Origin of the sequence: Neobacillus niacini (genome assembly GCF_023715785.1) — a bacterium.
Classification (GTDB): domain Bacteria; phylum Bacillota; class Bacilli; order Bacillales; family Cytobacillaceae; genus Neobacillus; species Neobacillus niacini_E.
In genome coordinates this window covers 1-21,301 of the sequence record NZ_JAMBOX010000035.1, presented here as the reverse complement: position 1 = coordinate 21,301, position 21,301 = coordinate 1, and the positions used below count along the sequence as shown (strand labels likewise).

The following is a 21,301-nucleotide window of genomic DNA, read 5'->3' as shown; positions in this document are numbered from 1 at the left end:
CCTAGGGGTGGAGTTGGGGCCTTGACAGTTTCGTTCATATCAGGAGGCTCCCAGGCACGCCCGCGGAAAGCGAAGTGCCTGGAGCGCAAATCAACAGACATATCGAATAGTTTTTGATTAATATCATTATAAAAAATTAACGCGGTGAATTGTTAAAGTAGTTATATAAAATAAAGGCTGTCGAAAGTTTCTCGACAGCCTGAGTCCGCTGCAAAGCGGACTTTTTAATATGGTAGGGTCGGAATTTTTTTTGGTCTATAATTAGCGCTTTCAGAAGAAAATATTTTAATGATCAATATACCGCCCAATGTTCTTGCACGGATTAACACAGGCTGATTATATGTATTTTTAAATACAAAATCGGGGCCGTACCAACTTACAGTTGCATCTCTTCCCGGCGGAATATAGGACACTTTCTTGCTGTGAGAGAACCGTTCCACAATCTCTAACCCGGCGTTATCAACCGCATTGAAAAGAGTAGAAGATACCTGGCAGATGCCTCCGCCTATATCCTCGGCATATTCTCCCCTGACAATAACTTTAGCACGTAAATAGCCGCGTTCCTTTGTTCGTTTCCCGACTACCCTGTTAAACGAAAAGGTCTCTCCTGGAAACACAACGTAATTATCGATTGCTTCTGCGGCAATTTTAATATTGGTGGAGCGATTTTTATTACTTGGATTAAATGATGTAACATAACGTCCTATACGCATGGTACGGATTTCACTGAGCAGTTCGCTATCAACCTTTGGATAGACTGGTGACATCGGTAGTTCTATACTAGCTGGCTGCTTATTAAAGTAAAATTCGTAAATTCTTCCGGTCAGGACATTGCGATTGATCTTATAGCCAACCTGTTCAGGTATAATATTTCCATGTTGGTCCAAACGGGCATTGACCGGCAAAAGAGAAACTCGATTATCAAGCTGATCAAGAAACTTTGTATAAATTTCCGTGTTCATGATTGGCAGGTCTGTATATGGATAAAAAAAATCCATTTGATTGATTTTGGTTATGGTTGTCCCATCCCGCGTAATCGATAAGCTGTCGGATGGATGAACAGGCGAAGCCATCAGTAAAATACTTGTAATAACCGATATAAACATATCCCGGTAACCTCCTCATTTTAATATCGGTATAAAAATTCCATTTCATGTAGTGAAAAGGGATGAATTTTTTAGGAAACATTTGAAAAAATAATAAATAGATGGAATAAGACTTTACAAAAGTCTACTTTTATAATATTATCATTATTGATAATGATAATGATTGACAGGAGCTAATAATTATGAAGGAATCTAAAGTCGATGTCATTTTACATCCGGTAAGAATGAGAATTATTCAAAACTTAATTAATCAGCAGCTAACTTCGCAGCAAATGAAGGAGATGCTTCCTGATATCCCGCAGGCATCTCTGTATAGAAATATTAAAAAATTAGTTGAATCCGAGGTTATTCATGTTGTAGATGAAATTCCCATCCGCGGAACAGTGGAGAAGGTGTATTCCGTTCATGACCCAAATCTTTTGACAATTAGTCCCGATGAAATGAATAAAATGTCCAAGGAAGAACATATGGGATTTTTTATTAAATTTATTGCTAATCTAATGGGGGAATATGAACGTTATTTAAGCAAGGAGCAAATCGACCTACTGGCCGATGGGGTCAGCTTTCGGCAAACGTCCCTATTCCTAACTGACGAGGAATTTGTTGAATTTATTAATGATTTGCGGATGGTATATGCCAAAGCAGCACAAAACAAGCCGGAAAAAGGCAGAAGAAAAAGAACGGTGGCAACAATTATGATTCCTGAGGAAAAGGAATGACGCGGGGGAGAAGGAAAATATAAGCATTTGAAAAAGACAGTATAAGAGTGCTAGTTTAGTACTCTTATTTTTTTGTTAGGAATGTGAAAAATATGTAGAAATATGCTATATTAGCAATAGATAACAAAAAACTAGTAAATTGCTAGCAGGAAGCTAACAGTCAAATGGGAGTGTTTTGTTTGGAACATAATGAGAGGATCCAGTTAAATGTAAGGATTTCAAAGGAAACAGCTGAAAAACTTGACCAAATTGTCGAGTATTATCAGCAGGGCCTGAAACTAGGGAGAATCTATAAAGGTGATGTCCTAACGGATATTATAGAAAAGTCCTTTGATTTGATGAACAAGCAGAAAAAAATGAACAGAAGATATTAAAACGGCTGGGATTAAAAACATCTCAGCTTATTTTTTGTTGCGATAAGCTCTAAAATAATTTAGAATTTTTAGAAAAAAGTTTGAATTACACTATATGAAATTGTATAATGGTAATTATTACATACTAACCGGTTAGTATAGCGAAAAGACATCAGGGCACCGGTTGCCAAATATCAAACTAATGTAAGCGTGTACAAACGCGATAGATTAATAGTCGAGGGGGAATGGAAAAAACTGAAGATTACTAGGAAGATCTCCCATATTAATGGCAGCGGCTTACCATTCTAAGTCCGGATTAGTAATATATTTTACTATTGGAGGGAAAAGGCATGACAGAAAAAGCATGGCTGGCGAAGTATCCAGAAAGGATAAAAAAAGAAGTTGATATTCCGAATATTCCATTGCAGCAAATCCTTAGAGAAACAACGGAGAAATTTCCGGATAACAATGCCCTCTCTTTTTACGGAAGGAAAATGAGTTATCAGGAATTATATAAACTCTCACTAGCATTTTCCTCGGCTTTGCAGCAAATTGGAGTTCAAAAAGGGGACCGGGTGGCCATGATGCTCCCTAACTGTCCGCAATATGTCATTGCTTATTACGGGATCCTTCAGGCGGGTGCCATTGTTACCCAGCTAAGCCCGATGCTGGTTGAGCGGGAGCTTGAATATATCTTAAAGGATTCGGGTGCTGAAACCATCGTCGTTTTTGACGCACTTTACCCAAGGGCGAAGGCAGTTCAAGCCTTAACAAATGTGAAAAATGTCATTGTTGCCAGTCTGCAGCCATCGGGTCAGGAGTTCACCCCTGACCGAAGCTTTGAGGCCTTCCTTAGCGAAGGAAACGGAAATGTCGTTCCTGTCGAATTTGAACCGGAACATGATGTAGCCGTTCTTCAATATACTGGCGGCACGACAGGACGTTCAAAAGGCGCGATGTTGACACATCGTAATATTTTGGCAAACGTAATCCAATCATATGAATTTTTTAGCGGTGAGTTTGAGATAGGTAAGGAACGGGCACTAACAGTCATTCCATTATTCCATGTCTTCGGGATGACTTCTGGTATGAACCTGTCTATTTATACGGCCGCTGAAAACATCCTGCTCCCGCGTTTTGATTTGGAGGAAGTATTAAATACAATCAAACAGGAACAGCCTACTACCTTCCCAGGAGTTCCAACTATGTATGTGGCACTAACCAACCATCCGCGCGCAGAGGAGTATGGATTAAATTCTATCCGTATTTGCAACAGCGGCAGTGCACCGATGCCTGTTGAACTGATGCGCGAGTTTGAAGGAAAAACAGGGGCGAAAATTTTGGAGGGGTACGGTTTATCCGAGGCATCCCCTACCACACATTGCAACCCTCCGTTTGCGGACAGAAAACCTGGCAGTGTCGGAATTGGCATGCCATCCACCGAGTATAAGATTGTCGACTTGGCTACTGGAACGGAGGAAGTCCGTGTTGGCGAACTAGGGGAAGTGATCATTAAAGGACCGCAAATTATGAAGGGCTATTGGAATATGCCGGAGGAAACCGCTAATACGTTAAGGGATGGTTGGTTATACACAGGTGATATTGCTAAAGTCGACGAAGACGGGTATTTATATATCGTCGACCGAAAAAAAGATATGATCATAGCCAGTGGTTTCAATGTTTATCCGCGTGATGTGGAGGAGGTATTATATGAACATCCTTCCGTTCAAGAAGCGGTGGTAATCGGTGTTCCAGACCCATATCGCGGAGAGGACATAAAGGCGGTCATTGTCCTAAAAGCAGGCAAAACGGCCACGGCAGAGGAGATGATCAAATATTGCAGAGAAAATATGTCTGCATATAAAGTCCCGCGCATTATTGAGTTCCGCAGCGAGCTGCCAAAAACGGGTGTCGGAAAAATACTTCGTCGGGCACTTAGAGAAGAATCGGTAAAAAAATAGACCAGAAGGATAAAGAATACCTGAAAGTTTCACTTATTGGATATTAAGGAGCGAAAATTATATGGTATAATGTCCACTAGACATTTTTCAGAATGCGAGGGCATTAGGGTGAAAGAGAAAATAACAGGACAAAGCATCCGCTTATTTGAAAAAAAGGGATTCAGCGAAACATCAATACAGGATATTGTGGATTCCCTTGGCGTAACAAAGGGTACCTTCTATTACTATTTTTCAAGTAAAGAGGAGCTGTTGATGGATATCCATCTGGGGTACATTGAAGGCTTGCTTGTCCAACAAGAAGAGATTTTAAATGACCATACAAAGACATATAAAGAGAAGTTATTTGACATCGTTTATATGTTGATTTCCGATATTAAATTGCGCGGGTCCGCGGCCAAAATATTTTTCCGTGAAATGAAGAATTTAAGTGATGAGCACTTTGCAATGATTGACCCTAAACGTGACCAGTTCCGATTTAATCTCGAGGAATTAATTAAGGCAGGCATGGAGAGCGGGGAATTTCGCCCTGATTTGAATCCAGGCATCATTACCTTTGGAATATTGGGGATCACGAATTGGAGTTATCAGTGGTTTAAACCGGACGGAAGTGTCTCGGATCGTGAGGTAGCGGAGTTATTTGTCGATATGATTTTGCAGGGAATTCAGCTTGGTTGACGAAAAATTTAAAGCAGGGGAATTTTTTGAGAACTCCCTGCTTTTACAACATAACATACCAACCGGTTAGTATTAAATTTGCAATTTCTTCTAGTTATGGACATAAAAACTTCGTGGCAAGCATTATTTTTAAAGAAAAGCCGGTCTAAAGAGACTGAATTTTTTGAATTAAGGAGAGGAGAGCAGACATGCCTCATCAAATGAACAAGGATACAATACCTGTTCGAAAAGGGGAAGAGTTGAACCTGACAATTTTGGAAAAGTTCTTGCGAAGCAGCATCGACAATTTACCAAATAGTTCCCTGGAGATTTTACAATTTTCCGCCGGGCATTCAAATTTAACTTATCAAATAAGAATGGGCGATTGGGAGGCCGTTTTAAGACGTCCTCCACTAGGGCCGGTTGCTCCTAAAGCACATGACATGGAAAGGGAATTCAGAATTCTTTCGGAGCTAAATCCTATTTTTCCTGCCGCCCCTAAGCCATATGTATATTCCGATAATCTCGAGATTGTTGGGAGCCCTTTCTTTATTATGGAAAGAAAACATGGCGTCGTCCTTGACACGTCCTTTCCGGAAGGAGTCAAGGTGACACCTGAGCTTTGCAGGCAAATATCGGAAATTATGGTGGATAAATTGGCAGAGCTACATGCTATCGATTATAAGAGAACCGGTTTGACACAACTAAGCAAGCCTGAAGGGTTTATCGAAAGGCAGGTCCATGGCTGGATAGGCCGATATAATCGGGCAAAAACGGATGAAATTTCTGAAGTGGACGCCTTAATGGAATGGCTTGTCGAGCATTACCCGAAGCATACAGAAGCAGCGGTAATCCATTATGACTTTAAGTTGAATAATGCAATGTTGAATGAGGACTTTACCGATATGGTCGGGTTGTTTGATTGGGAAATGACGACTGTAGGTGATCCGCTTGCAGACATTGGGGCTGCATTAAGTTACTGGAATTTGCCGAATGATTCCGAGATGTTAAAAAAGGGTTTGGGGAAGGATCCGGTTACGGCGGTACATGAGGGGTTTTACACGAGAAAGGAATTTATCGAGCGTTATGCCAAAAAAAGCGGCAGGGATGTTTCGAATTTGCATTTTTATTTAACCTTTGCCTATTTCAAACTGGCTGTTATTTGCCAGCAAATCTATTACCGTTACAAGAAGGGGCAAACGAACGATCAAAGATTTGCGAATTTGAACAATTTTGTTAAGGGATTAATTAAACACGCGACGATAGTCGCCCACGACAGGGTATAGCAAGAAGTCAAAGTATTTTTTCAAATGTGAGGTGATTGGGATGAGGTTTCAACAGACCGTTGCGTTAGTAACCGGGGCCGGAAGCGGGATTGGCCAGGCAGTTGCGATAAGACTTGCGAGTGAAGGCGCAAAGGTAATTTTAGTTGGAAGAACAAAGTCGAAGCTTGAGGAGACCGCGGCTGAAATCAATCGTAAGAGTAAAATTCCCATGGCAGAAATATTCGTGGCCGACTGTACAGATGCCGAAGATGTCGGAGAATTGGCGGAGTATATTGAACAGCATTATGGTGACCTCCATGTGCTTGTGAATAATGCCGGGGGTTCCAGGCATAACAAAATTTTGGAAATGTCAGAGTCTGACTGGGACTATGTCCAGAATGTCAACTTGAAAAGCGTGTTCCTCGTGTCGCAGGCTATAGGGAAAATTATGGCTGCCGGTGCTGAGCGAGAGGAGCGTAACCGCGCCATCGTCAATGTCGCTTCTCTTTCCGGGCATCAGGCCGGTGCTGAAATACCGCATTACAGTGCCGCCAAGGCGGCGGTTATCAATTTTACGAGATCACTGGCGTTGGCCTTATCGAAGTATGGAATCCGTGTGAACTCAGTCTCACCCGGTTTTGTTGAGACCCCGCTAACCGAACAGGGTCTGCAAAATGACCGATTTGTGCGGGCGATTCAAAGAAATACCGTGCTGCAAAGAGTCGGAACACCTGAAGAGATTGCCAATGTCGTCGCATTTGCAGCATCACCCGAAGCCTCCTATATGACCGGTTCCGATTTGCTGGTAGATGGCGGCTGGCTCATTAAATAGTTTTTTATCAGATTGCTATTTTAAAAGGAAAAGGGGAATTTTTTATGGCAAATGAACATTTATTGGTAGAAAAGCTGGGACCGATTTTATCACTGCAATTAAACCGTCCGGAAAGCCTGAATGCATTCAGTCCGGAAATGATTTTGGGATTAAAGGATGCGTTGAGAAATGCGCAAAACGATGACGATGTCCAGGTCATCGTATTATCAGGTGCTGGACGATCTTTTAGTGCTGGCGGAGATGTCAAAGGAATGGGCCAGGCCAAAGGGGTTCAGGTATATGAGCATATTGGCAAGCTCAATGAATTGATTTTGCTAATGAAAGAAGTTGAAAAGCCGATTATTGCTGCTGTTCATGGGTTTGCTGCCGGAGCAGGCTTTAATTTGGCGCTTGCCTGTGATTTAATCATTGCCGCAGAGGACAGCAAATTTGCCCTTAGCTTTTCGAAAGTGGGGCTGGTATCAGATGGGGGCGGATCCTACTTCCTTCCGCAACTTGTTGGGCCGCATTTAGCAAAGCAATTCCTTTTCACTGCAGAGGCAATACCAGCGGAACGTCTTTACCAATTAGGGGTAATTAACTATTTAGTTCCATTGGAAAAACTTCAGGAAGAAACGACAAAGTTTGCTCTCCAATTGGCTCAAGGTGCAGGCAAGGCATATGGCATGCAGAAAAAACTGGTTAATAAGGCATTGACCTCTTCATTGGAAGAAATCCTTGAGCAGGAGCGCCTTACCCAAGTGATTATGGTAGATACAGCGGATCATAAGGAAGGAATTACTGCATTTAAAGAAAAGAGAAAGCCAGTATTTAAAGGGAAATAGAAATGGGCAGATGAAAGCAGTCTAGTTTACGGAGTAGAAAGGGTGAACCAATCGATGAAAACAGTTGAAACTGTAACAGGTCCTATCGCAGTAGACCAGTTAGGAAAGACACTTATTCACGAACACTTTATTTTTGGATACCCGGGTTTTCAAGGAGATGTGACACTGGGGGCTTTTAACGAAGAAGAGGCATTGGAGGCAGCAATCGCTGCTGCAAGGCTCATGCAAAGCTTCGGAGTTCGGACTGTTGTCGACCCAACCCCTAACGAGTGTGGCAGGGATCCGTTATTTTTGAAAAAAGTCTCCGAAGCTACAGGTCTGCAAATTATTTGTGCATCTGGCTATTATTTTGAAGGAGAGGGAGCAGCACCTTACTTTAGGTTCAGGGCAGGCCTTGGTACTGCTGAAGAAGATATTTATGAAATGTTTAAAACTGAAATTACTAAGGGAATCGCAGGAACAGGAATTAAACCAGGGGTTATAAAACTTGCTTCCAGTAAAGATCAGATTACCAGATATGAGAAAATGTTTTTCCGGGCTGCAGCACGAGTCCAGCAAGAAACCGGCACCGTCATTTTAACCCATACCCAGGAAGGGACAATGGGGCCTGAACAGGCGAAAATGCTGATTGAGCTTGGGGCAGATCCAAGTAAAATTATTATTGGCCATATGTGTGGCAACACTGACCCTGATTATCACAAGGCAGTATTGGAGCAAGGCGTTCGGATTGCCTTTGACCGTTTTGGGCTGCAAGGGTCCGTTGGTGCTCCCTTTGACCATGAACGCGTGGCGACATTATTATCCTTAATCCAGCAAGGATATGAAGATCAAATTTTACTTGCCCATGATACTGTCAATGTCTGGCTCGGGCGTCCTCCTGTAATGAATGAACTAGTGGCGAAATTAGTTGAAAATTGGCATCCTGGAAATGTCTTTGAAAATATATTGCCAAAACTGCGTGAACAGGGCGTGACCGAAACCCAAATCGATAAAATGCTCGGCGGCAACGCGGTCGGCCTATTTGCCGGAGAACCGGCGAAAGTAAAATAGTTTTGTAAAGAGGTCTTGATTCTTTTCATGGCCTCTTTTTTTTTATAAATATATTAATAAACTATGAACAAAGTATTAATTTATAGAGAAGAATGGGCCAGATGGTTTGCCAAGGGCCCAATTTTGTTTACACTAATAGTAGGACGTTTTTTAGCGGGAGTTGAGAAATGGTGAAAATTTTAGTGATTGAAGATAATAAAAGTGTTTGTCAAATGATTGAGATGTTCTTTGCCAAAGAAGGAATACAAGGTGAATTCGTCCATGACGGACTGTTAGGATATAACCGGATTAAAACAGGAAATTGGGATGCCACAATTGTCGACTGGATGCTGCCGGGTATGGACGGGGTGACGATTTGCCGCAAAGTTCGAGAAGAAAAGATTAACGTTCCAATCATCATGTTGACTGCCAAGGACAGTGAATCCGATCAGGTTCTCGGACTGGAAATGGGAGCTGACGATTATGTGACCAAGCCGTTCAGTCCGTTGACGCTGATGGCACGAATTAAAGCGGTCACCAGACGGTTCCAAACCCAATCGCCAAAAGAACAGGATGGCATCGTTCATACTGATCATTTTCAAGTAAACAAAACGACAAGGGAAGTAGTGGTGGACGGGCAGCCGGTTACGAATTTAACTCCGAAAGAGTTTGATTTGCTGTTTTTTATGGTAGAGCATCCGCGCCAGGTTTTCTCAAGGGAGCAATTGCTGGAACGGGTGTGGGGCTATCAGTTTTACGGGGATGAACGGACTGTTGACGTTCATATCAAACGGCTGCGAAAAAAGGTGGAAACGTCGGCGCAGCCTTTCTTCCATACTGTTTGGGGAGTAGGGTACAAGTTCGATGACACAGCCAAAGCAGATTAAGGTTCGCTACTTTTTCCAACAATTTATTAGTCATATTAGTGTCATCATCGTTGCATTTTTATTATTGAGTCTGATTTTCGCCCATTATGTTGAAAACTTGGTTTATGAAAATAAAGCGGATGAATTAATCGACTTTGGGGCAGCGATTCTTGCAGATATGCAAGAAAATCCGTTGGCAACTGACCAGATTTTAAAACAATACAGTTCTGTTTTGGCAGCAAGAAAAATGAGCTTCAGCATGTTTGACCGAAACGGGAAAATATATTTGGTCGGAAAGAAGGGGCCAGTACTTGAAGGATTGGATGACAAGCAATGGAATCAACTGAAAAATGGCAAGACGGTTATTGTCAATAGTGATTATAAAGCGTTTGACCAGGACGGGGTAACCTTTGTAGTCCTGCCTTATCTCGACAATGGCCGGTTTTATGGCGGGGTGTTATTGACTTCCCCGATTAGCGGCTCTGTGGAAATGATTAAACAAATCAATAAGTTTTTATTATATACGATTTTAATCGGCTTGGCTGTTTCCTTTTTTCAAAGTACTGTGCTGTCAAGAATCCACGTCTATCGGATAAAAAGGCTGCGTGAAGCCACATCCCAAGTGTCCACGGGAAATTATGACGTAAAAGTGCATTCCTCCAATTTTGATGAAATTGGTGAACTGGCCAATGACTTCAACCACATGGTCGATAAAATTAACAAATCCATGGAGGAAATTGAAAGCTTGGAAAACAGAAGACGGCAGTTTATGGCCGATGTTTCCCATGAGATGCGCACGCCGTTAACCACCATCAGCGGAGTCATCGAAGGATTAAAAAACAACATGATATCAGACGAAGATAAGGAGCGCGGTATTAATCTTGTCAGTCAGGAGGCAAGGCGGTTGATTCGCCTCGTCAATGAAAACCTTGACTATGAAAAAATCCGCTCCAATCAAATCCAGTTATTTAAAGAGGAAATTCAAGTCCAGGAAGTCTTGGAAATCATTCAGGAGCAATTAAGCTTTCAGGCAGAAGAGAAGCAAAATCAAATTATTGTCGAAGCGCCGGAAGAGCTATACGTTGAGGCAGATTATGACCGCCTTGTCCAAATCTTGATTAATATAACGAAAAATAGTATCCAATTTACAAATGAGGGTACGATATGGCTGCGGGGACGTGAAGAGAAAGATATGGTCATTTTGGAAGTGGAAGATACAGGAATCGGTATCGATCCGGGCGAGGTCGAAAAAATATGGCGCCGGTTTTATAAGGCGGACATTTCCCGCACCAGCAACCCCTATGGTGAATTTGGTCTGGGCCTTTCCATTGTAAAGCAATTGGTGCTTCTCCATAACGGGGATATTAATGTCTTTAGCGAAAAGGGGAAAGGAACGAAATTTGTGATCCGCTTTCCAAAATAGTCGTTTGACAGCTGCAGGGGATTGCCTGCAGCTGTTTTTTCATTGACAAATTTTCATGATTCCTTACATAAGCTGTTAAAGTTTGTTAATAATTTCTTAAAATTTGTCAGATAAAGTAGAGACAAGTAAGAAATTAGCCATTTAAAGGAGCGCGATTAACGTGGATTTTCGCGAGGATGATGAGTTATATGTTGAAGGGGAGTCGCTTAAAAAGGAAGTCAGGGAAATGGAGCAGAGGAGAAAGCCCAAGAGACAATATGTAAAAGGATTTGCATCTATGCTGGCCGCAGGGATAATCGGTTCGGCATTGACTCTGGGGGTTCTGCCGCATACTGATTACCTGGATAAGTTATACCCGAATCAGGCACAAGGCGGTTCTGGACAAACTAGGAGCACCAACAACACAGTAAAGCCGGTGACAGCAAAGGCTACTGCTGTTTCCACTGGTTCGATTGCCGATACTGTCGAGCAAATATCAAAAGCAATTGTCGGTATTGTCAACTTTCAGCAGCAAAATAACAATTATTTTCGATCATATAATTCTTCACAAGAATCTGTCGAAAGTGGCACAGGTTCCGGGGTTATTTTTCAAAAAAATAATGACAGTGCTTTTATTGTAACCAATAATCACGTTATCGAAGGGGCGACGAAGCTTGAGGTATCTTTGTATAACGGGGAGAAGACAACAGCGGAAGTGGTCGGTACTGATGCTTTAACAGACTTGGCTGTTATCAAAATCGATGCCAAATATGTTACCTCAAAAGCACAATTCGGTGATTCGTCGACACTTCGACCGGGGGATCAAGTATACGCCATTGGGAACCCGCTCGGCCTTAACCTATCTCGGACGGTTACCCAAGGGATTGTCAGTGCGACAAATCGGAGCATTCCCGTTTCAACATCTGCAGGGGACTGGGAAACAAATGTGATTCAGACAGATGCCGCAATCAACCCGGGTAATAGCGGTGGTGCATTAATAAATCCGCAAGGACAGGTAATCGGCATCAATAGTTTGAAAATTTCTGAGAGCGGTGTAGAGGGTCTTGGTTTTGCGATTCCAAGCAATGATCTTATCCCAATTGTTAATCAATTGATTAACAATGGAAAAATTGAACGTCCATATTTGGGAGTTGGGTTAGCTGACCTCAACCAAGTGTCAGAAATGTATTGGCAGGGTGTGCCGGAAAACATCTCAAAAGGCGTTATGGTTATGAACATCGATCCAAATTCATCCGCCGCTAGTGCAGGTTTGCAGGTTAATGATATTATTGTCTCGATGAATGGAACGGAAATTGCCAATTCATCTGATTTGAGGAAATATTTATATACGAAGGCAAAGACCGGTGATGAACTAAAACTGGGTGTTTACCGAGATGGCAAAACCATCACCTTAAATGTGAAGTTAACGGAAAAATAATAATTCCTATTAAGAGGTAAAATAACCCCAAGATAAATTCCGGGGTGAGCAATATGAATCGGGTTGGCAGATATGCATCCAGTGAAGAGGCAGATGAGTTAACACTAATGAATATGGTGCTGGAGCTGCCGGAAAAAGATAAGATGTTGATGTGGTCCCAAGGCTATATTGATTTAGTGGTTGAGAAGCTGCCCAGTTACGCCAGGGATATCCTTGAAACGCGGATAAGTAAATGGGAGGATACGTTGGCATACTGCCGGCTGCAGTTAGATGATATTGTCGCGAAAGAAGAATTTAAGAAAAAGTTAATGGGCGAGCGAAAAAAGTTCGCCCTTTTTGTCAATGAGCGTTATCCGGAGTTTACATCATTGCTTTTTTTGATTTATGACGGGAATCTAAAGGATGGTGACTTGAGACGGTTTGTTTACCGGCGCAAGTTTGGAGACAATAAAAAATATCTCCATTAACAGTACCAAATACATACCGTGGGTTCCTATTTCGGCATTCTGTCAACACCCACTACCTTCCGAATTGGATATTAGGCAGCGAAGCAGGAGGTGTCTATGAGCCATCTGCTGAAGAATGTGAAAATGTTTATTCAACGTTTTAATTCCAGGAGTCGAATCATCGGCTCTTTTTTGTTTTGGTATGATTCGAATGAAGTCCCAGTTCCGTACATATTGTTTTAGTAAAAGGAATTGGACAAGGGATGGTTGGATGTTGAAAAAACTGGCTGTGATTGGCTTCGGCAGCACCATGATTGGGATTGGAATCAACGGGTTTATTCTCCCGTACCATTTAATTAATGGCGGATTTTTTGGGATCAGTCTGCTGCTCAATTATTTATGGGGGTTAAAGGCGGGAATCACGTTCATTTTCTTAAATATACCTGTTTATCTATATGCCTCCAAGAGCAATCCCGCTTATTTTTTCGACGGTTTGTTTGGGGCTGTTATCACTGGTTTGATGCTTGAAATCTGGCTGCCATTAAATGGCTTAGTTCACTTGCCGATTATGAGCAGTGTCATTATCGGGGCTATAATCATTGGGCTTGGGGTAGGCATCATGCTAAAGAATCAAATCAGCCCCGGGGGGATGGATTTGCTGGCACTCCTAACAGCAAAATGGTCAGGTATAAATGTAGGCGTGGTAGGTCTTGTCATGGATGCGGTCATCATCATAACTGGATTGCTGCTGCTTCAAGACGCCAAGCTGCTTTATTCCTTATTAATCATTTCTATCATCGGTCTTCTAGTAAGTACGATTACTTCCTTTAAAGGCAGTAAGACAATCTCCGGATGAGTCCGTTATGTTCACGATTTTTTTACTTTTTTTTCAGAAAAGCTTGCTATGATAATAGTATGAGGGACTTTTTGGAAAAGAGTGATCATGATGAATATTTTATTGGCAGAAGACGATGCCCGGAGAAAACGGATTAACGGTCTGTAAGCGGCTTCGCGACAAAGGCATTGAAAGCGGCATTCTTTTCGTAACGGCAAAAGATGCCAATCATGACATTATTACTGGATTGGATTCAGGGGCAGATGACTATATAGTTAAACCCTTTGAATTTGATCAGCTATTAGCCCGAATTCGCGCAATAAGCCGCAGAAAAGCAAAGCCTCTACAAGAAAACGTTATTGCGATGCAAGAATTTACCCTCGATTTAAACACTAATGAATTGCAACGAAATGGTTCCGTCATCGATTTGACAAAAAAAGAATATCAGATGGTTGAGGTATTAATGCGTAATGCCAATCAAATCGTGACAAGGGAAATCCTGTTTGAGAAATTATGGGGCTATGATTGCGAGGTATCGGATAACGCCCTTGACGCCCTGGTCAAATTAGTGCGGAAAAAAATTGACCTCCCCGGCCGTCAGTCGTTTATCCAAAATGTCCGCGGTATCGGATACAAAGTGAGAAAAAGCCATGTTTAACAAAGTAAAAACCAGGCTGACTATGATCTACACATTATCATTGGTGTGTCTGTTAATCTCGTTCATAGCCATACTTTATGTGATTATTTCATATGAAATAATCGATAAAAATGTTGAGGAATTAAAAGCTTATTTAAATAAAGAAAAAGAAGATTTAGTGGAAGAACTTTATGAAGATGACCATCATGAGCTGCACTTTGAACCGAACCGCACCATTAATCCTCCCTTTCCTTTTCTTAATTAGAAGTTTAGACGGTCACTCTGAAAAAAACTGAAAAGAATATGATAAAATAAATGAAAACTCGCTGATTGGCGAGTCCGTTAGGACGAAGACAGAGGCGTAGTTGAATTTCTTATTAGCTAAAAAATATCCCATGCTGGAAGGAAGAAAATTATGAATTTGGTCCCGGACCGTATCAAGGAACATTTGCATATTCTATTTGTCGGGTTTAATCCGAGCATCCGTTCAAGTGAAACAGGTCATCATTTTGCCAATCCGAATAACCGGTTTTGGCGGATTCTTTTTGAGGCTGGGCTTACACCACGAAAGTTTGCGGCAGCGGAGGACGATCTCCTGTTGGAATTGGGATATGGTATTACTAATATTGTCGCGAGGCCAACAAAAGCTGCCGATGAAATTACGAAAGAAGAGTATCGTGAAGGAAGAGAGATATTAAAACAAAAGATAGCCGTAATAAAGCCGAAAATTGTTTGTTATGTCGGCAAAGGAGTTTACCTGCAATTCAGCGGAAAAAAGGAAGCGCCATGGGGGATCCAGGAGGAGGCGGTCGTACCGGGAACGGTTGACTTCGTGGCCCCGTCTTCAAGCGGATTGGTCAGAATGAGGCTCGAAGAAATGGTAGAGATTTATCGGGGGCTGTCACAGCTGACTTCTGAATAAAAACATCGACGGTTAAGGATACCGTCGATGTTTTGGGTTATGAACCAAACTTTTTTTGATAATGTGCCAATGCGAGAAGCGGGAAGATATAACGGTAGCTATGGTAGTGAATATAAAACGCTCCGCCCATTCCTTGGCCTTTTGGATAGTCAGTCGTCCAATCATCTTTTTCGAGTGAAGCCAATAAGTAGGCCAGGCCCTTACGTATTTCTGCTGTAGGCTTTTCAGATACTGCAATCAATGTGTCAAGTGCCCAGGCAGTATGTGTCAAAGTGCTGCTGCTAAGCGGAACGTATCGCTTTTTCGTATCGCTAAGACACGATTCGCCCCAGCCGCCATCGCGGTTTTGAATGCTGCGGAACCAGGAAACTGCCATTTGGACAGTGGGATCGTTTGGTGCAACCCCGACAGCGGACAAACCTGTAACGGCGGCCCATGTTCCGTACGTATAACAAAGCCCCCAGCGCCCATACCAGGAACCATCTCGTCTTTGATCCTTTCTTAACCAGTCGATTCCTTTTTTAATCACAGTGTGACTATTTGGCAGATTCGTATAATGTCCGAAAAATTCAAGTGTTCTACCGGTCAGGTCGGCACATGACGGGTCCATCAGCAAGAATTCCCCTTTTTCCAGCGGGAGAAATTCAAGCAGCTTTGATTCCGTTTCCCTTTCAAACGCCGGCCAGCCGCCATCATCATTTTGCATGGAAAACGCCCAGTTTGTTCCCCGTTCCCAAGCCGTTTCCGCTGGGGGCTCCATTTTTGCGATTGATCTTAACGAGGCAGTGGTATCATCGACATCAGGGTTGATTGTGTTTACGTTAGAAAACCCCCAGCCACCAGGCAGGCTATTGGGATTATGGATAACCCAATCGCCGAATTTGTCATGCTGCTTCTTTAGTAAAAAACGGTTTGCCTTTTCAACCATCGGATCGTCAAACGGAACCCCTGCCGTTTGTAAGGCATAGCTAATGAGTGAAGTATTCCATACATTTGCCGTAGTATATTGTATATGTGGAAGACCCGCAATTTCGCATTTCATAGATTTAATCCCATCTACCACTTTTGTAATAATTGGGTCCGACTTTTTATACCCCAATGCAAGTAGGGCAAAAATCATTAAAAACGTAGAGCTATAGTAGCTTAAGAAAGTGCCATCAGGTTCTATTCGATCGAGCATGTATTTTTTTGCGCGGTCAATCGCAGTTTTGCGCAGCTCACCCGGAATTCCGATTAAACTTTTTACTCCGTCTTCAATAAAGGATAATAACGACCGCCATTCATTAGAGCGAATCCACTGGTCATCCTCGTCGCGATGGAGATTTAATTCTGATATATCTGGAGTTTTCTTTGTTTTTATTGAAAACTTTTTCGCAGACAGAATCATAATCGGTGTCAAATTGGCTCTCCCAAATACGGAGAAGGAATAGAAATTTATCGGGAAGATTTCCGGCAGGAGAATCACTTCAATCGGCAGCGGGGAAAAGGTAGGCCACTTATATTGACCGGTCAGGGCGAGCATGATTTTCGTATAGGTGCCGACTTCCTTTAAGCCGCCGCCTGCCAAAATAAACTTTTTTGCCGATTGTAGACGAGGATCACTTTTTGAATAGTTCCCAGAGAACAAAAGGGCGTAATATGCTTCTAAAGTTGCCGTAACATTCCCTTCACCCTCGTCGTAAAATAGCTTCCATGCCCCGTTTTTCTCCTGCTTGCTTAAAATTCGTTTGCAAAGACCTTGAATTAATTCTTCATCATGTATCTCCAAAGTCCTTAATAAAATGATCATATAGGCATCTGTTGAAATGCCTGTATCAAATGGGTAATCCCAAGAGCCGTCGGAAGATTGTTCCGCTCTAAGCCGCTCGATCAGCCAATCCATTCCTTGATTAATATCCATTATACTTCGCTCCTCTCGGAAAACTTTTCCTAGGCTATACATATTCCCAGTATCCATCGACCATGCGTAAGGGAGGGAATCCGCCATTTTTTTTGTGAGGAATCGAAAACAAACTCCGCTCGGCCAAATTCGCGACGAATTAAAACGAAAATTAAAAGGAACCACTGTACGAATTTTACTTGGAAAATGGTATATTTTGTCTTGTTCAACAATAAAGATTTGCTAAGTCAGGTCGTTGCTTGGGCCAAGGCGCATCCTCATACCGGCTCAAGAAAGGATTACTGGCCACATCTATTTAATGATGAAGGTTGTCTATTATTTGGCGGATGATTTGGAAAATATTAATGGGGAGATTAGAAATGAATACTGTAAAACACTTGAACAGCTCGAAGTTGCCGCCCTTGCAAAACAAACGATTAACTTTTTGGAATAAGCGGTATTTAGTGGTTGCGGTTGTGGCCGTAATCCTCGGTACGTTGCTTGACCATTTTTTTGTTACGCGCGGCATGTATGAATTTCCGGTCAGGGCGCTGCCCGAGGTGTTTTCAATTAATATTGGCTTTACTTGTATTGTCCTGCCCATTTTTGTAGTGTTGATTTTGCATTTGATCTTACAAGTAGAGAAATGGGGAAGGATTGGAATTATTTTGTTCGTTAGCCTGCTAATGCCGATTGGGGAAAAATTAGCCGAAGAACTTGGACTGTTCCGCCATTCCGAACAGTGGCAGCATATTTATACGTTTTTTGGATATCTTTTGTTCTGGACGGTTATATATCGTTTTTATCGCTCCCTTGAAAAAATGGTCCAGTAACATAAAGAAAGCCGAGACATCGTTGTCTCGGCTTTTTGTGATGCCAACGGGTTGGCACCAGGTACCCCTTCCGTCCGTACAGTGGTTAAGTGTCCCGCAACAAGCGAAATGTTCGGAAGGGGTGAGTATAGTGTAACACAGGGACAGGAGAAATATAAATGGGCAAATGTGCCAGACTTTCTTTTCTGTTTCGAAAAGTGTATGATTAATATGATTTTTTACATAAGGAGTGTTGTAAATGGCTAAAAAAGGATACATATTGATGGAAAACGGCGAAAAAATCGAATTTGATTTATTCGCTAACGAAGCACCGGGAACTGTTGAAAACTTTGAAAAATTGGCAAATTCAGGCTTCTATGATGGGGTCATTTTCCACAGAGTTATTCCAGGATTCGTTTCACAAGGCGGGGATCCGACGGGAACAGGCATGGGCGGTCCCGGTTACACAATCAAGTGTGAAACTGCAGGAAACCCTCACAAACATGTTCCAGGTTCACTATCTATGGCACATGCAGGCAGAGATACTGGCGGAAGCCAATTCTTTATCGTACATGAATCCCAGCCTCATTTAGATGGAGTTCACACAGTTTTTGGTCAGGTAACTTCCGGCTTGGAAACTGCGAAAAACATGAGAAATGGCGATAAGATGGTTGAAGTAAAAGTTTTTGATGCAGAATAATAATGGAAGAGGGCTTCTAAGGCTCTCTTTTTTTATGGAGTTATTCCTTGTAATAGCCTATGAAACATAGGGAAAAATACCTTCAAAAAGAAATTTGGAGGTTATTTTTATGAATAGGTGTGCTGCAGTCCTCATTCCATGTCTTGTTCTAATGTTTCATTCAAGTGCGTTTGCTAAAGAATCACAACCAAAAAATCTCCAAGCATCAATTATTATTGATGATTTTGGCGGTGGAATTGGCGGGGTCCGGGATTTTCTCGAAGGTGAAATCCCCATCACTGCTGCTGTCATGCCATTTACAGAAAACTCCATTAAACACGCAGAATGGGCCCATAAAAATGGCTTGGAGGTTATGGTGCATCTGCCGATGGAACCGAAAAAAGGAAAACGTTCTTGGCTTGGACCGAAGCCAATCACGGTTGCCCTTTCACCAGAAGAAGTTCGGGAGAGAGTGCTCGAGGCAATAGAAACGGTTCCATATGCCGTCGGGCTTAATAATCATATGGGCTCACGTGCTGTTGAAAGCGAAAAAGTAGTTCGGGCTATTGTTGAGGTTGCAAAGGAAAAAAATTTTTATATCATCGACAGTGGCACAAGTTCTAAATCGAAATTCCCGGAAATTGCAAAAGAACTGGGTGTTCCTCTTTTAAAACGTGACGTATTCCTTGATGATATATCCTCTTCTGCTCATGTTCGAAAACAAATGAGGCGACTGGCCAAAATCACTGAATATACGGGAAAAGGAATTGCCATTGGTCATGTTGGGGCAACAGGCAAAATTTGTTCGGTAGGTGTCTTTCAATCGATGGATGAATTTAAAGAGCGGAAAATCAAAATCGTTCCGGTTTCAAAGCTGTTTGGAAGCCAAATGATCGAAAAGAATTTTATTCCCAAATAAACCTGGCTGTAAATTGCTTTTAATACATTGTCTCAACTGTTAGAATAACTTCTATTAGATAGATATAAACTGCATTCAAGGGAGAGAGCAATTATAATGAGACTGGTTTCTTGGAATGTGAACGGGCTGAGGGCCTGTGTCAGTAAAGGTTTTTTAGATTATTTTCATGAGGTAGATGCAGACATATTCTGTGTCCAGGAAACAAAGCTCCAAGAGGGGCAAATCAATCTTGCACTGGACGGATATTATCAATACTGGAATTATGCCGTAAAGAAAGGCTACTCCGGTACAGCTGTTTTCACTAAGATAGAGCCACTCTCAGTCAGGTATGGGCTAGGAACGGACGAATCGGAACATGAAGGAAGAATTCTAACTCTGGAGTTTGCAGACTTTTACTTGATTAATGTTTATACACCAAATTCGCAACGGGATTTGGCAAGGTTGGGCTACCGTCTGGAGTGGGAAGACCGGATCCTTCATTATCTTCAAGAGTTAGATGCGGTAAAACCGGTTGTGCTTTGTGGGGACTTGAATGTCGCCCATAAAGAAATTGACCTGAGAAATCATAAATCAAATGTAGGCAATTCCGGCTTTACCGATGAGGAGCGTGGAAAGATGACGACACTTCTTGCCTCCGGATTTATCGACACCTACCGCCATTTTTATCCGGACAAGGAGGGCGCCTACACCTGGTGGAGCTACATGAACAAGGTTCGAGAACGGAACATTGGCTGGCGGATCGATTATTTTATTGTATCCGAGAGTTTGCGTGATAGGATAAAGAATGCTGATATCCATTGCGATATAATGGGCAGCGATCATTGTCCAGTTGTACTGGAAATGGAATGAAATTAACAAAAACCCTTTGCCGCGCAAAGGGTTTTTGTTATTAAATCTCATTAAGTGCAGTTCCCATCTCATCGAATTCAGTTGTTTGATTATCATCAACTGCATTTTCCATTTGCTCTTGGTTGCTTGGTTTAACCAATTCCTCTTCCTTCTTTTTACCTTGATTAAAATTCATCTTCTTTCAGCTCCTTTTTAAAAGAAAAAAAGTTCTAGATTATTTTTTCCTATAAGTAAGAATCTAAACCTATACCTAACCAAAAAGAACTAGTTATGTTAAAAAGTTGCGATTGACGAATATTGTAATGGGGAGTAATATAGTTTATGTCGCTGGTGCGAAGTGAGTAGTTCTTCTTTATGAAGAATGAATTGCTGAAAGGCAGTTGACAAAATATCGACACTATGTTAATATAATAAAGTCGTTGCTTGATAGATTAGTAGACGGCGAAATGATTGTTCTTTGAAAACTAAACAAACAAAAACGTCAACAATAAAAAACATCATGTTTCTTCTATATAAAAAGAACATGAGCCAACGTAACTTTATGAGCTAATCAACTCATCTTTTTTGGAGAGTTTGATCCTGGCTCAGGACGAACGCTGGCGGCGTGCCTAATACATGCAAGTCGAGCGAATCACTGGGACGCAAGTCCCGCTGGTTAGCGGCGGACGGGTGAGTAACACGTGGGCAACCTGCCTGTAAGACTGGGATAACACCGGGAAACCGGTGCTAATACCGGATCATTCTTATCGACACATGTCGGTAAGCTGAAAGTCGGTTTCGGCTGACACTTACAGATGGGCCCGCGGCGCATTAGCTAGTTGGTGAGGTAACGGCTCACCAAGGCGACGATGCGTAGCCGACCTGAGAGGGTGAT

General features: G+C 42.1%; 23 protein-coding genes and 1 rRNA gene. 21 read left to right on the top strand and 3 right to left on the bottom strand.

Annotation, left to right across the window (positions count from 1 at the left end; translation table 11 throughout):
• Positions 1–224 precede the first annotated feature (224 nt).
• On the bottom strand, positions 225–1,106 hold the full coding sequence (locus M3234_RS28425) for a VanW family protein (RefSeq protein WP_262307889.1): 882 nt from the start codon (positions 1,104–1,106) through the stop codon (positions 225–227).
• Positions 1,107–1,288: 182 nt separating this feature from the next.
• Here M3234_RS28425 and M3234_RS28420 point away from each other — a divergent pair, with 182 nt between their 5' ends.
• From M3234_RS28420 to M3234_RS28345, 16 genes are all read left to right on the top strand, one after another.
• Positions 1,289–1,825 carry a helix-turn-helix domain-containing protein gene (locus M3234_RS28420; RefSeq protein WP_262307888.1) on the top strand — a complete coding sequence of 179 codons (537 nt, stop codon included), beginning with the start codon at positions 1,289–1,291 and terminating at the stop codon, positions 1,823–1,825.
• 179 nt (positions 1,826–2,004) lie between these two features.
• On the top strand, positions 2,005–2,199 hold the full coding sequence (locus tag M3234_RS28415) for a hypothetical protein (RefSeq protein WP_262307887.1): 195 nt from the start codon (positions 2,005–2,007) through the stop codon (positions 2,197–2,199).
• A 329-nt stretch (positions 2,200–2,528) separates the two neighbouring features.
• On the top strand, positions 2,529–4,139 hold the full coding sequence (locus tag M3234_RS28410) for a long-chain-fatty-acid--CoA ligase (protein WP_262307886.1): 1,611 nt from the start codon (positions 2,529–2,531) through the stop codon (positions 4,137–4,139).
• A gap of 108 nt (positions 4,140–4,247) precedes the next feature.
• Positions 4,248–4,814, top strand: coding sequence for a TetR/AcrR family transcriptional regulator (locus M3234_RS28405; protein WP_262307885.1), 567 nt, complete (start codon positions 4,248–4,250; stop codon positions 4,812–4,814).
• A gap of 188 nt (positions 4,815–5,002) precedes the next feature.
• Positions 5,003–6,079 carry a phosphotransferase family protein gene (locus M3234_RS28400; protein ID WP_262307884.1) on the top strand — a complete coding sequence of 359 codons (1,077 nt, stop codon included), beginning with the start codon at positions 5,003–5,005 and terminating at the stop codon, positions 6,077–6,079.
• A gap of 40 nt (positions 6,080–6,119) precedes the next feature.
• Positions 6,120–6,890, top strand: a complete 771-nt coding sequence (locus M3234_RS28395; protein ID WP_262307883.1) for an SDR family NAD(P)-dependent oxidoreductase — start codon at positions 6,120–6,122, stop codon at positions 6,888–6,890.
• Positions 6,891–6,934: 44 nt separating this feature from the next.
• Positions 6,935–7,714 carry an enoyl-CoA hydratase/isomerase family protein gene (locus M3234_RS28390; protein ID WP_262307882.1) on the top strand — a complete coding sequence of 260 codons (780 nt, stop codon included), beginning with the start codon at positions 6,935–6,937 and terminating at the stop codon, positions 7,712–7,714.
• 54 nt (positions 7,715–7,768) lie between these two features.
• Positions 7,769–8,764 carry a phosphotriesterase family protein gene (locus M3234_RS28385; RefSeq protein WP_262307881.1) on the top strand — a complete coding sequence of 332 codons (996 nt, stop codon included), beginning with the start codon at positions 7,769–7,771 and terminating at the stop codon, positions 8,762–8,764.
• 170 nt (positions 8,765–8,934) lie between these two features.
• A complete protein-coding gene (locus M3234_RS28380; protein ID WP_262307891.1) occupies positions 8,935–9,630 on the top strand; it encodes a winged helix-turn-helix domain-containing protein in 696 nt (231 codons plus the stop codon).
• The gene (locus M3234_RS28375; protein ID WP_262307880.1) at positions 9,608–11,032 is read left to right on the top strand and encodes a sensor histidine kinase; all 1,425 of its coding nucleotides are present in this window, start codon (positions 9,608–9,610) and stop codon (positions 11,030–11,032) included. Before M3234_RS28380 ends, M3234_RS28375 begins: the two co-directional genes overlap by 23 nt.
• 160 nt (positions 11,033–11,192) lie before the next feature.
• Positions 11,193–12,449: a S1C family serine protease gene (locus M3234_RS28370; protein WP_396954005.1), complete on the top strand. Its 1,257-nt coding sequence runs from the start codon at positions 11,193–11,195 to the stop codon at positions 12,447–12,449.
• A 53-nt stretch (positions 12,450–12,502) separates the two neighbouring features.
• Positions 12,503–12,916 carry a hypothetical protein gene (locus tag M3234_RS28365; protein WP_262307879.1) on the top strand — a complete coding sequence of 138 codons (414 nt, stop codon included), beginning with the start codon at positions 12,503–12,505 and terminating at the stop codon, positions 12,914–12,916.
• Between the two features lie 250 nt (positions 12,917–13,166).
• Positions 13,167–13,751 (top strand): YitT family protein, encoded by a 585-nt coding sequence (locus M3234_RS28360; protein ID WP_262307878.1) that lies wholly within the window; start codon positions 13,167–13,169, stop codon positions 13,749–13,751.
• Between the two features lie 115 nt (positions 13,752–13,866).
• On the top strand, positions 13,867–14,388 hold the full coding sequence (locus M3234_RS28355; protein ID WP_262307877.1) for a response regulator transcription factor: 522 nt from the start codon (positions 13,867–13,869) through the stop codon (positions 14,386–14,388).
• Entirely contained in the window at positions 14,381–14,632 is a 252-nt protein-coding gene (locus tag M3234_RS28350; RefSeq protein WP_262307876.1) for a hypothetical protein, read from the top strand. Before M3234_RS28355 ends, M3234_RS28350 begins: the two co-directional genes overlap by 8 nt.
• 150 nt (positions 14,633–14,782) lie before the next feature.
• A complete protein-coding gene (locus tag M3234_RS28345; protein ID WP_262307875.1) occupies positions 14,783–15,289 on the top strand; it encodes a mismatch-specific DNA-glycosylase in 507 nt (168 codons plus the stop codon).
• A gap of 37 nt (positions 15,290–15,326) precedes the next feature.
• Here M3234_RS28345 and shc read toward each other — a convergent pair whose 3' ends face one another.
• Positions 15,327–17,189 carry a squalene--hopene cyclase gene (gene shc, locus M3234_RS28340; RefSeq protein ID WP_262307874.1) on the bottom strand — a complete coding sequence of 621 codons (1,863 nt, stop codon included), beginning with the start codon at positions 17,187–17,189 and terminating at the stop codon, positions 15,327–15,329.
• A 359-nt stretch (positions 17,190–17,548) separates the two neighbouring features.
• Between shc and M3234_RS28330 the strand changes: the two genes are divergently transcribed.
• From M3234_RS28330 to M3234_RS28315, 4 genes are all read left to right on the top strand, one after another.
• A complete protein-coding gene (locus M3234_RS28330) occupies positions 17,549–18,001 on the top strand; it encodes a CBO0543 family protein (RefSeq protein WP_262307873.1) in 453 nt (150 codons plus the stop codon).
• 238 nt (positions 18,002–18,239) lie between these two features.
• Positions 18,240–18,680, top strand: a complete 441-nt coding sequence (locus M3234_RS28325; RefSeq protein WP_262307872.1) for a peptidylprolyl isomerase — start codon at positions 18,240–18,242, stop codon at positions 18,678–18,680.
• A gap of 109 nt (positions 18,681–18,789) precedes the next feature.
• Positions 18,790–19,578, top strand: a complete 789-nt coding sequence (locus M3234_RS28320) for a divergent polysaccharide deacetylase family protein (protein WP_262307871.1) — start codon at positions 18,790–18,792, stop codon at positions 19,576–19,578.
• Positions 19,579–19,674: 96 nt separating this feature from the next.
• On the top strand, positions 19,675–20,427 hold the full coding sequence (locus M3234_RS28315) for an exodeoxyribonuclease III (RefSeq protein WP_262307870.1): 753 nt from the start codon (positions 19,675–19,677) through the stop codon (positions 20,425–20,427).
• A gap of 40 nt (positions 20,428–20,467) precedes the next feature.
• Here the strand turns inward: M3234_RS28315 and M3234_RS29450 are convergent, their stop codons facing one another.
• Positions 20,468–20,602, bottom strand: a complete 135-nt coding sequence (locus M3234_RS29450; protein WP_285858854.1) for a hypothetical protein — start codon at positions 20,600–20,602, stop codon at positions 20,468–20,470.
• A 386-nt stretch (positions 20,603–20,988) separates the two neighbouring features.
• Here M3234_RS29450 and M3234_RS28310 point away from each other — a divergent pair.
• A 16S ribosomal RNA gene (locus tag M3234_RS28310) occupies positions 20,989–21,301 on the top strand; the annotation flags it as partial.